This is a genomic window from Lactobacillus sp. M44 (genome assembly GCF_058130005.1).
On record NZ_CM176707.1, the window covers coordinates 1,355,891 to 1,371,379 of the forward strand.

16 protein-coding genes and 1 tRNA gene are annotated in these 15,489 nt (G+C 32.7%); 3 read left to right on the forward strand and 14 right to left on the reverse strand.

The genetic code is table 11. From position 1 onward, the window contains the following. On the reverse strand, window positions 1-657 hold the full coding sequence (locus AC38BG_RS06575; RefSeq protein ID WP_489937065.1) for a nitroreductase: 657 nt from the start codon (window positions 655-657) through the stop codon (window positions 1-3). 151 nt (window positions 658-808) lie between these two features. Here AC38BG_RS06575 and AC38BG_RS06580 point away from each other — a divergent pair. From AC38BG_RS06580 to AC38BG_RS06590, 3 genes are all read left to right on the forward strand, one after another. Beyond that, window positions 809-882: transfer RNA gene (locus tag AC38BG_RS06580), tRNA-Arg, on the forward strand. Window positions 883-1,033: 151 nt separating this feature from the next. Continuing rightward, entirely contained in the window at window positions 1,034-1,264 is a 231-nt protein-coding gene (locus AC38BG_RS06585; protein WP_489937066.1) for a DUF2628 domain-containing protein, read from the forward strand. Window positions 1,265-1,287: 23 nt separating this feature from the next. Continuing rightward, window positions 1,288-1,536 (forward strand): hypothetical protein, encoded by a 249-nt coding sequence (locus AC38BG_RS06590; RefSeq protein ID WP_489937067.1) that lies wholly within the window; start codon window positions 1,288-1,290, stop codon window positions 1,534-1,536. 58 nt (window positions 1,537-1,594) lie between these two features. Here the strand turns inward: AC38BG_RS06590 and trxA are convergent, their stop codons facing one another. The 13 genes from trxA to ruvA all read right to left on the reverse strand — a co-directional run bounded on the left by trxA (window position 1,595) and on the right by ruvA (window position 15,482). Continuing rightward, the gene (gene trxA / locus AC38BG_RS06595) at window positions 1,595-1,906 is read right to left on the reverse strand and encodes a thioredoxin (protein WP_489937068.1); all 312 of its coding nucleotides are present in this window, start codon (window positions 1,904-1,906) and stop codon (window positions 1,595-1,597) included. A gap of 70 nt (window positions 1,907-1,976) precedes the next feature. Beyond that, a complete protein-coding gene (locus AC38BG_RS06600; protein WP_489937069.1) occupies window positions 1,977-4,340 on the reverse strand; it encodes an endonuclease MutS2 in 2,364 nt (787 codons plus the stop codon). Between the two features lie 50 nt (window positions 4,341-4,390). After that, window positions 4,391-4,705 carry a DUF1292 domain-containing protein gene (locus tag AC38BG_RS06605; protein ID WP_489937070.1) on the reverse strand — a complete coding sequence of 105 codons (315 nt, stop codon included), beginning with the start codon at window positions 4,703-4,705 and terminating at the stop codon, window positions 4,391-4,393. Then, the gene (gene ruvX, locus AC38BG_RS06610) at window positions 4,689-5,135 is read right to left on the reverse strand and encodes a Holliday junction resolvase RuvX (RefSeq protein ID WP_489937071.1); all 447 of its coding nucleotides are present in this window, start codon (window positions 5,133-5,135) and stop codon (window positions 4,689-4,691) included. The genes AC38BG_RS06605 and ruvX overlap by 17 nt, the downstream gene beginning before the upstream one ends. Next, entirely contained in the window at window positions 5,135-5,392 is a 258-nt protein-coding gene (locus AC38BG_RS06615; protein ID WP_489937072.1) for an IreB family regulatory phosphoprotein, read from the reverse strand. Before AC38BG_RS06615 ends, ruvX begins: the two co-directional genes overlap by 1 nt. A gap of 48 nt (window positions 5,393-5,440) precedes the next feature. Beyond that, complete coding sequence (gene alaS, locus AC38BG_RS06620; RefSeq protein WP_489937073.1) at window positions 5,441-8,089, reverse strand: alanine--tRNA ligase; 2,649 nt, start codon at window positions 8,087-8,089, stop codon at window positions 5,441-5,443. Window positions 8,090-8,318: 229 nt separating this feature from the next. Continuing rightward, a complete protein-coding gene (locus AC38BG_RS06625; RefSeq protein WP_489937853.1) occupies window positions 8,319-9,674 on the reverse strand; it encodes a DEAD/DEAH box helicase in 1,356 nt (451 codons plus the stop codon). Then, the gene (locus AC38BG_RS06630) at window positions 9,667-10,626 is read right to left on the reverse strand and encodes a DHH family phosphoesterase (protein WP_489937074.1); all 960 of its coding nucleotides are present in this window, start codon (window positions 10,624-10,626) and stop codon (window positions 9,667-9,669) included. Before AC38BG_RS06630 ends, AC38BG_RS06625 begins: the two co-directional genes overlap by 8 nt. A gap of 54 nt (window positions 10,627-10,680) precedes the next feature. After that, the gene (gene dinB / locus AC38BG_RS06635) at window positions 10,681-11,802 is read right to left on the reverse strand and encodes a DNA polymerase IV (protein WP_489937075.1); all 1,122 of its coding nucleotides are present in this window, start codon (window positions 11,800-11,802) and stop codon (window positions 10,681-10,683) included. Continuing rightward, window positions 11,803-13,254 (reverse strand): glucose-6-phosphate dehydrogenase, encoded by a 1,452-nt coding sequence (gene zwf, locus AC38BG_RS06640; protein WP_489937076.1) that lies wholly within the window; start codon window positions 13,252-13,254, stop codon window positions 11,803-11,805. It lies immediately after the preceding gene. Window positions 13,255-13,337: 83 nt separating this feature from the next. Further along, window positions 13,338-13,796 carry a preprotein translocase subunit YajC gene (gene yajC / locus AC38BG_RS06645; protein WP_489937077.1) on the reverse strand — a complete coding sequence of 153 codons (459 nt, stop codon included), beginning with the start codon at window positions 13,794-13,796 and terminating at the stop codon, window positions 13,338-13,340. A gap of 71 nt (window positions 13,797-13,867) precedes the next feature. Then, window positions 13,868-14,875 carry a Holliday junction branch migration DNA helicase RuvB gene (ruvB, locus tag AC38BG_RS06650; RefSeq protein WP_489937078.1) on the reverse strand — a complete coding sequence of 336 codons (1,008 nt, stop codon included), beginning with the start codon at window positions 14,873-14,875 and terminating at the stop codon, window positions 13,868-13,870. 28 nt (window positions 14,876-14,903) lie between these two features. Continuing rightward, window positions 14,904-15,482 carry a Holliday junction branch migration protein RuvA gene (gene ruvA, locus AC38BG_RS06655; protein ID WP_489937079.1) on the reverse strand — a complete coding sequence of 193 codons (579 nt, stop codon included), beginning with the start codon at window positions 15,480-15,482 and terminating at the stop codon, window positions 14,904-14,906. Window positions 15,483-15,489 lie beyond the last annotated feature (7 nt).

Genomic DNA, 15,489 nt, shown 5'->3' on the forward strand with positions numbered 1-15,489 from the left:
TTATTTTGTAATTTTAAATATCTTGTCAAATGGAACTCTCTGTGGAATATAAATATCACGATTTACTTCTGCATGAGCTTCACTATAACCTAAAGCAATTCCCATTCCAACAGATTCATCTTCAGGAATCCCAGTATATTTTCTGATCAGCTCAGGATATGCTACTAATGAATGTGCAGGCATAGTATCTAACCCCTTGTCTATAGCAAGTAACATTATACTTTGAGCAAAAATACCCAAATCAAATACAGACCATGCTGGTGATTTTTTTGGTATAGTCAAAAATAAAATCAAAGGCGCATTAAACATATCGTTATTTGCTTCATTAAAAATATCAGTTTTATTATGCAAAAAATAAGTAACTGAAGCACCCATCATTGCCATATTTTGACTAGGAAAAGTCGACCAATCAATTGATAACATTGTAGCAAAATCTTCACCTACTGGCTTATTCTCTCGAACATATTCTTTATATTCTTTTCTCAATTCAAGCAAGGCATTGCCTGTAATTGCATAAGCACGCCAAGGTTGTGAATTAAGCAAAGATGGTGATTGTTGAGCTTTTTTGACAATTTCTGAAATTGTTTTTTGATTAACACGTTTACTTGAAAAGCGTCGTGTAGCTCGTTCTTTATTAAATACTTCTGTAAAATCCATAATTTAAGTCTCCTAATCTATTTAAATAGACGTACAATATATATTATAGAAAAAATGCTGTCACTTTGCTAGAAGAATCAATTATACCAAAAAATAAATTGGAAAAGTATTTGACTTTCACTTTTAACTTCCGTATAATTTAATACGTTCCGGTTCGGTAGCTCAGCTGGATAGAGCAACGGTCTTCTAAACCGTGGGTCGTGAGTTCGAATCTCACCCGAATCACTTCATTAAATAGAGAGTCAATTGTTGGCTCTCTGTTTTTTTATATTAAATATTTAGGTATTTTTTCAAATTCACGTATGCTAAAATATATATGTTTTTGTCTATTTGATTAAAAACAAAAAGTTTATTTTTACTTTAGGAGGATATTATTTTGAAAATAAATCTTATGAATCCAACAACTAATCAATTTAAGCAAGTTAAAGTTGGATTTTCTTGGACAACCTTTTTCTTTGGCTTTTGGCCTGCTCTATTTCGTGGCGATGGAAAATGGGCTTTAATTATTTTTGCATTGGAATCTTTACTAGGGTGCATAACAATAATATCTGCAGCGGGCATGGGAGCAAGTGTTGTTATGATAATATTTGCAACAAGTTATACATAAATGACTTATTAAAAGCAGGATATATGCCAAGTGATGTTTCATCTAGGAATGCTTTACTATCAAAAGGCTTTGTTGTAGGAAATATAGCTCCACAGATGCAATATCAAAACCAAGCACAACCTCAATTTGCTAACCAGCAACAAAACTCAGGTCAATCACAATATCAAAATATGAACCAAGCTCCAGTTGCTAACCAACAAATGACTCAAGGTCAACCACAATTTGTTAACTCACAAACAGACCAAAGTCAAAATCAAAACTCACAAAATTAAATATTTTGCATTCAAAAAACCGCTGAGCTTTTATAGCTTAACGGTTTTTTCTTTATAATTAGTCAGTATATTGATCTAAAATTTCATTTAACTTCTCTTTTGGTGTATATCCAGTTAATCGATCTACAACTTTACCATCCTTTTTAATAAGCAAAGTTGGAATTGCCATAATCCCAAATTCTTTTGGTGTATCCGGATTTTGGTCAACATCCATTTTAGTGAACTTAACATCTTGTCGTTCTTCAGCAATTTTGTCAATTACTGGAGATTGCATTTTACAAGGTCCACACCAAGTTGCCCAAAAGTCTGTTAAAACTACGCCATCTTTTGTTTCGTCATTAAAGTTTTGATCTGTGATTGCTTCAACCATTTTATTTACCTCGCTTTTTATTGATACAATTATCATAGCCAAAGCACTTACTTTTTGCAAGTAAGTTAGCTTATTTTAATTGTACAATCGTTGCACCATTACCACCTTCATTAGCTGGTGCATAATTAAAACTTTTTACATGCTTGCTCTTTTTCAAATAATTCCACACTCCCGTGCGAATAGCACCTGTCCCAATCCCATGAATAATTGTTATAGTACCTAATCCTGCAAGCAATGACGCATCCATATAACGATCTAAATTAGTCATTGCTTCATCATATCTTTGACCACGCAAATCTAATTCACTACGAACACTACTTGTTCGCATTGGTCTAGTTGAAGATACATTTATCTTTGGCTGTTTAGTTTTTTCTGAAGCCACTTTTTCTAAGTTTTGATCAGATACCTTAACTTTCATAATTCCCATCTGAACTTCAAATTCATGAGCAGATAACTTTTTAGTTACTACTCCTGTTTGACCATAAGTTAAGACCTTTACCTGATCACCAACTTTAACATGATGCTTTTTCTTTTCTCTTTGTAAAACTTTATTATGAGCTAAATTATCAGCTTGTTTTTCCAACTTATTAAACTGACCACGAGCGTCAATTAATTTATTTTCTTTAACACCAACCCCATTTTGTTTTTGGGCTTCTAATTCAGCAATAATTTTATCCGCTTTTTGGCGCTTTTTAGCTACAATTTCATTTGCACGCTCTTGTGCAAGTTCCATCTGTTCATTAGCTCTTTGATTATAAATATCTATTGCATCTTGCAATTGTTTTACTATCTTGCCACCAACGGATAGTTGCTTTTCCAGTTTTAATCTATCTGCTGTTGCAATTTTAGTTTGAGTATTTAACTTATCAATCATTTGATTAATATCTGAATCATCATCACTCATTAATTTACGTGCATTTTCGACAACATTGTCTTGCATCCCTAACCTTTTAGCGATTGCAAAAGCATTAGAATGTCCAGGTATTCCAATTTGCAACTTATATGTTGGAGACAGTGTCTTAATATCAAATTCCATTGACGCATTAGTCGTTTTAGGACGATTATAGCCATACAATTTCAATTCAGGATAATGAGTAGTAACCATAATTTTAGACTCATGATCACGCAAATAATCCAAAATACTGATAGCTAAGCTAGCACCTTCTTCAGGATCAGTCCCAGCACCAATTTCATCAATTAAAACTAAAGAGTTTTTATTAGCATTTTTCATAATTGAAATAATATCAATCATATGTGATGAAAATGTACTCAATGATTGTTCAATTGATTGTTCATCACCAATATCCGCAAATATTTCTTCAAATACTCCAACTTGACTGCCATCACTTGTTGGAATGAATAATCCAGATTGAGCCATCACTTGCAATAATCCAATGGTCTTTAATGTGATAGTTTTACCACCAGTATTAGGTCCAGTTATTAGCATCATATCAAAGTCACTACCTAATCTAATGTTATTAGGAACTACTTTTTCAGGATCAATTAATGGATGTCTTGCATTTAACAAATTAATCTGATGTTTTTCATTTAATAAAGGCTCTGTTGCCTTCATCTTTTTGGCTAATCTAGCTTTTGCTTGCAAAAAATCTAGCTCAGTTAATCCAGAGGCAATATTTTTGATTTCATGTGTAGAATTACGAGCTAATTTAGATAATTGCTTTAATATTCGATGTATTTCTTGTTTTTCTTTAGCAATCAAATTTTGTTGGTGATTATTTAAATTAACTATTGCTTCAGGTTCCACAAATAAAGTTTGACCACTAGCACTTTGATCATGAACAACGCCACCAAACTTAGCACGATATTCTTGCTTAACTGGAATAACATAGCGTTCATCACGAATAGTTACAATTTGTTCAGATAGATATTTGCTAGAATTTCCTTTCAGATATCCATCCATTTTTTCTTTAATTAATGATTCATTACTAATTATTTCATGACGTAGTTTTTGTAATTCATGTGATGCAGTGTCTAAGATAGTTCCATCAAATTCAACAGCTTTTTTTAGCTCAGCTAGCAGTTCTTGCGGAACAACTAATTTATCTAATAATTCTGAAATTGGTTGCAAATCAACTTCTTCAGGATCAACATTTTCAATAAAATTATTAATATCTTGTCCCAAAGTTAAAACTAATAAAATATTTCCTAATTCTTGACCATTTAAATCTGCTTTGATCTGCAGCCTTTTGACACTAGGCTTCACATCATTAAATCCTGTTATGGGCAAATGCCCATCTATTCTTAAAATATTAACTAAGGTTAATGTTTGTTTTAACTGCTTTAAAACAGTATCATATTGGGTTAATGGCTTTAGTTGTCTAGCTGCTTTTTTAGCAGTTTGAGTAACAGCAAGTTGCTCTAATTGCTTTAATATGTGGCTATATTCTAATATATCTAATATTTTTTGATTCATTACTTTACCTATTAAACTTAAAAAAGAATCGGCCTTAGCCGATTCTTTTATTATTCACCACTTAATCTATCATCATCCAAGAATGTATTGAGCACTCCTTGAACCATGTTCCATTCTTCATCAGATTCAATCTCATGTAAGTCGCTGCTAGTTACATCGCCATCTTCATCAGCGTCATAACTAAATGCTTGAACTTCAACATCTTCGCCTTCTCCTATTGCTGCAGGATATAAAAGAACATAAGATTTATCGTAATCATCGGAATGAAAAGTGAATAAAATTTCAAACAATTCTTCATTACCTTTATCATCAATTAAGGTAATTTGACGATCATTTTCCTTTCCAGGATTAATTTCTACTGCCATTTAGGTTCCTCTTTTGTAAATCTAAGTAGTTTTGCAAAATCAATACTGCGGCCATTTGATCTACTACTTTTTTGCGTGCATGCCGATCATGAATACCAGCTTCATTTACAAGTATTCGATCTGCTTCAACAGTAGTTAATCGTTCATCAGAATAATATACTGGCAGATGAAATTTCTTTTCTAAGCGCTCACCGTAGTTTTTACTACGCTGAACAGATAAGCCTTCACTTCCATCTAAGTTCTTAGGTAATCCCAAAACAAAGCCAGCAATATCATATTCGCGAACGATTTTTTTAATTGCCTTCATACCAAAATTGTAGCGGTTTTCATCAATTTCAATTGTTTCAACCTTTTGTGCTGTAATCCCTAATTCATCACTTACAGCCACACCTACAGTCTTAGAACCGACATCTAATCCAGCCAGTCGCATTATTTATCTTTTCCAAGATAGCTCTTAACTAATTCTTCAATGATTTCATCACGTTCATGTTTTAAAATCAGATTACGAGCATCATTGTGCCGTGGAATATAAGCCGGGTCGCCAGAAAGCAAATATCCTACAATCTGGTTAATTGGATTATATCCCTTTTCTTCAAGGGCATTATATACTTCTTGTAAGGTGTCATAAACATTCTTGCCTTTATTTTGATTAAAGTCAAAATGCATAGTCTTATCTAGCGAACTCATTATAATTCCTCCTTACTCAATTTTACTTGAATCAACTTTTGAACTCAATTATTTTTGCTTTTCTTCAATTTCATCTAATGCTCTTTGCAAAGCGTCATCTAACCCAGCTGCGTTTTTACCACCAGCTTGAGCCATATTTGGACGGCCACCACCGCCACCGCCAAAGATAGGTGCAACTACCTTAATTAAATCTCCTGCTTTTAATCCAGCATCAAGGGCTTTTTGATCAAGGCTAATTATCATATTAGCTTTACCATTATTTTTAGCACCTAAAACTAAAACATTTGATTTAGCATTATTTTTCCAATCATCGGCTAACTCGCGCAAGTCATTCATTCCATTGACTTCAGCAATTTTAGCGATTACAGATAAGTTACCAACAGTTTTAATGTCATTAAACAATTCACTAGCTTTTGCTTGGTTAATTTGTAAGTTAAGTTTTTCTACTTCTTTTTCACTTTGGTGTAAATCTTCAGTCAAATTATTAATCTTAGTGATTATATCATCGGTTTTAGTTGCCTTAACAGTATCTTTGATTTCATCAAGCAAATTAGATTTTTGTGCAAGATATTCATAAGCTTTCTTTGAAGTGACAGCTTCTATTCTTCTAGTACCTGCACCAACTGCTTGTTCACTAGTAATTTTGAAAATACCAATTTCTTCAGTGTTAGCTGCATGAGTACCCCCACAAAATTCAGTTGAGAAGTTATCGATTTGAACTACACGAACTTGATCGCCATATTTTCCATTAAATAAAGCTAATGCACCCATCTTACGTCCAGTTTCAGGATCAGTGATTGTGGTCTTTACTTTAATAGCTTTCCAAATTTCCTCATTAACTATTCTTTCAACATTAGCTAATTCCTTCGGAGTCATTGGATCCATTGCTGTAAAGTCAAATCTCAAATAATCTGGTTCAACTAAACTTCCTGCTTGATGGGTGTGATCACCTAGAACTTGACGCAATGCCGCATGCAATAAATGAGTAGCAGTATGACTATGGCGCAAACCTGCACGACGAGCAGCATCAATTTTCAAAATGTACTTTTCACCTTTTTGCAGTGGCAAAATAATATCTACATAATGCATATTTTGATCATTTGGTGCATGTTGAACATCATAAACTTCAGCAACTAATTCATTATCTTGGTTATAAATTTTACCATGATCAGCAACTTGACCACCACGTTCTGCATAAAATGGAGTCTTATCGAAGATAAGAATTGCCTTTTCGCTATCAGTTTTGTTAACTAACTTATCATTGACAATAATATCAATTAATTTGGCATCTTTTACCTCTTCAGTTCCATATAAGAACTCACTCTTATCTTTTAAATTAAGAAGAGTTAAGTCTTGTGAACCCATTGATTGCAAATCACCACGAGCTTTTCTAGCACGAGCTTTTTGTAATTCCATTTGCTCATCAAAGCCTTTTTTATCAACATTTAATCCAGCATCTTGTGCGGATTCAAAGGTTAATTCATATGGGAATCCATAAGTATCAAACAACTTAAAAGCATCTTTGCCAGAAATTGTCTTGTTATCTGACTTTTTAGCATTTTCAATTAATTCATCTAAAAGAGTTAACCCACTCTCTAATGTGGTTTGGAATCTTTCTTCCTCACTTTTAATTACTTTTGCAACAAAGTCCTTTTGGTCAATGACTTCTGGATAGTGAGAAGCCATAATTTCACCAACAATTGGAACTAATTTATATAAAAATGACCCATTGATACCTAGTTTTTGGCCATTTAAATCAGCTCTACGAATTAATCGACGCAATACATAGCCACGTCCTGAATTTGATGGTAGTGCACCATCTGCAATCGCAAATGACACAGCACGAACATGGTCGGCAATAATTTTGAATGCAATATCATCATCTTTATTAGTTGCATATTTTTTGTTATCACTCATCTTTTCGGTTTCATGAATGATTGGCAAGAATAAGTCAGTTTCAAAATTAGTTGGTGCATCTTGCAAAATTGACAATACACGCTCTAACCCCATACCCGTATCAATATTTTTATGAGGTTGTTCAACATAACTTCCATCTGGCAAGTGGTTTAATTCTGAAAAAACAATATTCCAAATTTCAAGATAACGAGCATTTTCACCACCAGGATAATTTTCTGGATCATCTGGTGCCACATCATTATTTTCTTGGCCACGATCATAAAAGATTTCAGTATCAGGACCCGATGGGCCTTCACCAATATCCCAGAAGTTATCTTCTAATTTAACAATATGGTCATCAGGCAATCCATTAACATCATGCCATAAATGATATGCTTCAGTATCTTTGGGATAGACTGTTACATATAACTTATCTTTATCTAAACCAAGCCATTTTGGACTAGTCAAAAATTCCCAAGCCCATGGAACAGCTTGTTTTTTAAAGTAATCACCAACTGAAAAGTTACCTAACATTTCAAAGAAAGTTTGGTGACGAGCAGTTTTACCTACATTTTCAATATCGTTAGTTCTAATTGATTTTTGAGAACTAGTCATTCTTGGATTCTTAGGTACTACTGATCCATCAAAGTATTTCTTCATTGTAGCAACACCAGAGTTAATCCATAACAAAGTTGGGTCATCTTGTGGAATTAGTGAAGCTGATGGCATAATTGTGTGTCCATGTTCTTTAAAAAAGTCTAAGAACATTTGTCTAAATTCAGAGCTATTAAGTCTCTTCAAAACATTTTCTCCTTTAATTAAAAAAAGCACGTGTGCAATTAATTCAAGGACGCTTTAATACGCGGTACCACCTTGATTGCAACGTGTTTTGTTACCTCTTGATTATTAATTAAAATCTTTTTAGGAGCATTTTTTAAATCATTTAAAGTTCTCTCACCAAACAAACTCTCTCTAAATAAATGAAGTTAAAAAATATATCTAAAACTGAAATCATTTTACTACTTGCTAGCTATTTGTCAATGCGTTTGTTTCTACGCTTTCTTTTAGCAGCACGAATTTCATGACGTAAAGCAATTTTCCTTTTCTGTCTAGCGTCTTCTGCAATTGCTTGCTTGATTTTTCTTTTATATCCAGGTTTACGCTTTTTACGAGCTTTTTTGGCATAACCAATTAATTTTGGATCAAGTTTTTCATTTTTACTAGTACGCAAACTTCGACGATGGTAATGAGTTCTTGGAACTAATTCATTATTTTTCAATTCCACGAAGTCAAACTTCACGCCCATTTTTTCTAAATCTAAAACTCGAAGCATTTCTTCTTCACGAATTAAAGTTACAGCAAGTCCATTTAATCCGTTACGACCTGTTCTACCAACTCTATGAATTACAAATTCCAAATCTTTGGGCAATTGATAGTTAATTACTAATGATACACCATCAATATCTAATCCACGAGCAGCTAAGTCACTAGCAACCACATATTGGAATTGACCATTTCTAATTTGTCTTAAAGTTTGCTTTCTTTCTCTTTCTTTGATTCCACCATGAATTTTTGCAACTTTTAATCCCTGATGTTGCAAATAATCAACTAGTGTATCAACATCTTGTTTAGTATTTGCAAAAACTAAAGCCAAATAAGGCTGACCCATTGTTAATAACTTGTAAAGTACTTGCTTGCGATCTTTTGATCCAATATCTAATAAATCATTTTTGATAGTTGGAGAAATCACAGCAGGGTTATCAATCACAATTTCTTTAGGATTAGCCAAATATTTCTTCAAAAAATGTTTTAATTTAACAGGAATTGTTGCAGAAAATGCACCAATAATAATATTTTTAGGCAAGCGTGATATGATTTTGTCAATTTCACCTAAAAATCCCATATCCAGTGTCATATCAGCCTCATCAATAATGAAGATTTTTAAATCATTTAAAATGATAATCTTTTTATTAACAAAATCTGCTAATCTACCAGGCGTCGCAATTATTAATTGAGGTTTTTTATGATTAATTTTTTCAATCTGGCGTTCACGATCATTCCCACCAGCTAATAAACTAATCGAAATTTCTAAATTACTTGCGTCCCTAATTTGTCTAGCTACTTGATACAACTGCATAGCTAATTCTCTACTTGGAGCGGTCACTACTGCTTGAGTTTGCTTTTGTGCAGTGATCATATTTAAAATTGGAATCAAATATGCATGAGTTTTTCCAGAACCTGTTGCTGCTTGAACTGCAACACTTTCGTTATTAAGTAGTTTGGGAATTACGACATTTTGAACTTTTGTTGCTTGTTTAAAGTTAATTTTTTGCAATCCAGCTCTAATTTCAGGTTTTATTTTATTATCTTCAAAGATATTATTTATGTTCTTCATTATAATTTTCTACAACACCTACTAACTCAGAATATATTTGTTTGATTTCTGCCTTATCTTTTGCCTTTGCGCCACTTGCTAATGCATGTCCACCACCATTATGTATTGCTGCTAATTGATTAATTACAGGACCTTTTGAACGATAATGTATTCTATAAGTACCATCTTCTAATTCAACAGCAATAACCCAAGCAATAATATCTTTGATTCTACCTGGAGTAGATACTGTAACTGAAGCTTGCTCAGTTGAAACACCCATTTTTTTCAAAGTATCTTGACTTAATACAGCATAAGCTGCACCACTTGGATCTACAGTCATGAAATCAAGTACACTACTTTGCAATTTGGCCTCTGCCAAAGTGACATTACTAATATTTAATGCAACTTTATTAATATCTATTCCAGTTTCTGCTAATTGTGCCGCAATTTTAAATGTATGTGCAGAAGTTTCAGGATACATAAATCTACCAGTATCACCAACAATTCCTGCATATAAGGCAAATGCAATGCGATCATTAATTGGTAGGTTTTCTGCATTTAAAAAATCTACAATAATTTGTGAGGCTGCAGGGGCATCGGGATCTATATAACGCAAATCACCATATGGATCGACATTAGGGTGATGATCAATCTTAATGATATATTTTCCTAGTTTATATCGTTGGTCAGATATTCTAGGAGTATCTGCAGTATCTGTAGTAATTACTAATGCATCTTTATAGTCTTCATCTTTTACATCATCCATAGTATTAATCCAGTCAAGATTTCCTACTGATTCACCTGCACACAAAATTCTCTTATCAGGAAATGCCTCTTGCAAAGACCATGCAAGCCCAGCTTGTGAGCCAATTGCATCTGGATCTGGGCTTTGGTGTCTATGTAATATAATTGTTTGGTATTCTTTTATTTTGTCTAAAATTTCGTCAAAAACTTTATTTGTCATATTTATTTCCTCATTTTTTTAGCTAATAAAATATTGTATCAAATTTAATTATAATTACCAATTAGTGTCAAACAAAGGCAGTGTTAATTCCTCATATGAACTTGGCTTTAAATCACTAACTGATACACCCAATAATCTAATTCCAGACATTGTATATTGTGGCAGACTATCAAAAATATCTTTTGCAACTTCAAAAATATTCATCTTATCCTGAGTAGGTTTAGCTAACATTTGCCTTTTTGTTTGAGTTTCATATTTAGGATTACGAATTTTCAGTGTCACAATCTGAGCATTCATTTTTTTATTTTGTAAAATAATTGCCACTTGATCACTAAATTCCCTAAGTTGTGTTAAAGCTTGGTTATAATCCATCATTGCTGGTTCAAAAGTTCGCTCTTTCCCAATAGACTTAGGAACTCTATGCCACTTTACTGGGCGTAAGTCAATTCCATTGGCATGCATTGCCATATAATAGCCAAACTTTTTAAAATGTTCAATTAAAAAACTTACACTATGTTTTTGCAAATCATCCCCCGTTTCAATTCCCATTCCATGCATCACAATTTGTGTTTTTTTGCCAATTCCAGGGAATTTCTTTATTGGTTGTTTTGCTAAAAATGCTAATGCTTCATCAGGTCTAATTAAGCTTCTACCAAATGGTTTTGCATATTCTGAACCCATTTTTGCTAAAAATTTATTATATGAAACTCCAAAACTTGATGTTAATTTTGTATTTTGAAAAATTTTTTCTTGTAAGTAATTTCCTAATTCAATGCCTGAATACTTACCTAACTTGTTATTAGTGATATCCAAATATGCTTCATCTAAACTAACGGACTCAATTTGATCAGTAATTTCATGCATATATTCATGGATTTGAGCAGATACAGCCTTATATTTTTTGAAATTAGGCGTTGCAAAAACTAATAAGTCTTTTGGAATTTGTTCTACTGCTCTAATTGCAGGCATTGCAGATCCTACCCCATATTGTCTAGCAATATAGTTTGCAGTAGTAATTACACCATGTCCATTAGTTGTCCGTGGATCATGTGCAATAACCAATGCCTTATTTTTTAAACTAGGGTTGTCTCGCATTTCAACTGATGCATAAAAAGCATCCATATCTAAATGCAATATTTTGCGGCTAGTATCATTTTTAGGCAATAATGATTGCATTTATTGATAAATCCAATGAGAAGCATTATCTTCAAAAATTAAATTTGCAGCTTCAGGCCCCATCTTATATGGTTCATATAAGGCAATTTTATTTTGCTTTTGAGCATCTTGTTTTGCCCAAATATCTTCAACAGTATCTATAAATTGCCAGTACTTTTTTAGTTCTGCCCAATGCGTAAAATTAGTGCTGTCTGCAACTAATACATCATGTAATAATCTTTCATAACCATCTGGTACAAGAGAATTTTCATAATTAGAAAATGTATAATCTAAGTTTTCTTGACGCAAACCAATACCTGTTATTTGTTTACCATTAATTTCAATGGTAATTTCATTTTTAGGATCGATGATAATAGTGATTTTATTTGCATGGGTCTGGCCATATAAATTGTTTTTATGCTTTAAAACAATGTCTACACGGTTCACTTTTTCTTTCATCTTTTTCCCTGTACGAAAATAAAATGGAACCTTAGCTAATGGGCCTTTAGTAAATTTCACTTCACCTGCAACATAAGTTTCAGTTGTAGAATTTGGATCAACATTAGGTTCTTTATTATATGCAAATGTAGTATCAGTTCCTAAATACTGCCCTCTAACAAAGTGCTTATTGACATCTTGTTCAGTGGGCATTTGCAGGCTATCAAGTAATTCTTGTTTAGCTTTGTGAATTGCTTGTGAATCTAAGCTATCTGGTTCTGGCATCCCAAGCAAAGTAATAATTTGGAAAATATGATTTTGCACCATATCTCTTAATGCACCAGATGTATCATAATATCCACCACGAGCTTCAACACCTAAATTTTCACTTAAGGTAACTTGAATATTTTGAATATTATCGCTATTCCAAATAGAACTAATAATTGGATTAGTTGATCTCATTGGCAAAATATTTTGCACCATTTCTTTACCTAAATAATGGTCAATTCGATAAATTGAATCCTCTGTAAAACATTTACCAATATCTTCATTTAAGATTTTAGCAGACTTTAAATCATGCCCAAAGGGCTTTTCAATAACTAACCTATTAAAACCGCTGCCAACTAATTGTTGGTCATTAATATGTGTAGCAATTGTACCAAAAAATCTTGGTGCCATTGCCATATAAAAGATTCTATTGCCATTTGCTTTATATTTATCATCAAGTTGTTGTGCTAGTTTTTTCAAAATAACATAATGTTCTACATTAGTAACATCATGTGATTGATAATAAAAATGACTTGTAAAATTCTTTAATGCATCTTCATCAACTTCTTGATTTAACTCATGGACACTGTTACTTACTTGTTGTCTAAAAAAGTCATCAGACCAAGGACGCCTAGCAGTCCCAATAATTGCAAAATTATCTTGAATAAGTTGTTTTTGATATAAGTTAAATAAGGCTGGATATAATTTACGGTGTGCTAAATCTCCGCTTCCACCAAAAATTATCATTACTACAGGGATATTTTTCATCGTGAACTCCTTTTTATACACTTATTCTATTTTACAATTTTTTAATCCAAGGCAAAATAAAAAACGCTTATTGCGTTTTAAATTTATTTTTCTTCACCATTACCAGTTTCATCACTAGCTTCTTTGGGTTCTTTTTCACTAGGAGCTAATTTGGGTGCAGGTTTATCTGCTTCAGCTGATTTTTCGGCTTTTTCATTTTTTATTGAAGCAGGTTCTTCTTTAACTTCTGCTTTTTTAACTTGTTCATTTGCAGGAATAATTTGACGAATTGCAATTCTGCTAAATGTTAAATAAATGCCATCTGCATCAATTACAACAGTTTTGTTTTCTGGATCAATTGAATCAATCTTACCATGCATTCCATCAATTAAGATTACCTGGTCACCTTTTTTCAATTCAGAAATCATTTTCATTCTAGCTTCATTTTGCTTTTTTTGTGGACGAATCATTGTAAAGTACATAAATCCAAACAATACAATAAAAGCAATAATCATAATTAGACCATTACCGCCGCCTGGAGCTGCTAATAATAATGTATTCAAAATATTTCACCTCATAAATTTAGTTAATATAACTATTATACCTACTGTTTGCTAAATACCCAAATAAAAACCTATTTTTCTGGCAAATTAAAGCCCAATTGTAAATATGCCTTTTGCGTAGCCTTGCGTCCTCTGGGCGTCATGATAATAAATCCATGCTGCAATAAATACGGCTCATAAACTGCCATAATTGTTTCAACTTCTTCTCCAACATTTGCAGCTAATGTTTTTATACCCACAGGTCCACCATGATATGATTCAATCATAGTTTTTAATAACTTGCGATCAGTCTGATCTAATCCTTCATCATCTACTTGCAACTTATTTAATGCATTGGCAGTTGTTTTTAATGAAATTGACTTTTCACCTTTTACTTGAGCAAAATCGCGAACTCTTTTTAATAATCTATTAGCAACTCTGGGAGTTCCTCTTGATCTTTTGGCAAGTTCGACTGCTGCTTGATCATCAATCTTTGTTTGAAAAACTTCACTTGATCTTTGAATAATTTTTTCCAAATCTTCAATTGTGTAATATTGCATATGTTCAACTATTCCAAATCGATCTCGTAATGGTGCAGACAATTGGCCTGCTCGAGTTGTTGCACCAATTAGTGTAAATGGTGGTAGTGGCACATGAACTGCATGACTAGTTTGGCCTTCTCCTACAACAATATCTACATAAAAATCTTCCATTGCTGAATACAATACTTCTTCAATAGCTTTTGGCAAGCGATGAATTTCATCGATAAATAAAACATCCCCTGGATTTAAATCAGATAATAATGCCACTAAATCCCCCGCCTTTTCAATTGCAGGACCACTAGTGCTTTTTAGTTGTACTTTCAATTCATTGGCAATTACAAAAGCTAGTGTGGTTTTACCTAATCCTGGAGGTCCATATAATAATACATGATCTAATGCCTCATCACGTTTTTTTGCTGCTTCAATGTAGACTTTCATTTCATCTTTGACATGTTTTTGACCAATATATTGATCTAAAGTTTGCGGACGCAGTGATAAATCAAGATAATTTTGTTCATCATTTTCGTTTGCAGGATTTAAAATATGTTCTTCAACCAAAAAATCACTTCCTTTTGTCTATTTTACTTTACTTTTTCAATAATAAAGATAAGCCCAATTTAATATATTGATCAGCTGAAAAATCAGAGTGTTGTTTTAATTTAGGAGCAATTTTATCAACTTCTTTTTGTTTATATCCTAATGCAACCAATGCTAATAATGCATCTTGCAAAGATTGCGAGATATCGTTATCAAATAGAGATTTTTGAACATAATCACCCAATTTTCCTTTTAAGTCAAGCACAATTTGGGATGCAGTTTTTTTCCCAACCCCAGGAAATCTTGTCAAATATTGTACTTGTCCATCTTGAATTGCAGTAGCTAACGAATTAGTATTTTCTGCGGCCATAATTGCAATTGCAGATTTAGGTCCAATTCCTGACACACTCAATAATTTTAAAAACAAATTTTTATCATCTTGGCTGATAAAGCCATATAAAGATTGCTCGTTATCGCGCACAATTTGTTCAATAAAAACTTTGCTTTCTTGACCCTGTTCATATTGATATGGGTATGGTGTGTATACTTTATAACCAAGACCATTAATATCAACTACTATGTATCCTGGTGTAATTCTAGTAATTATTCCTTTTAAATATTCGAACATGCTCTTC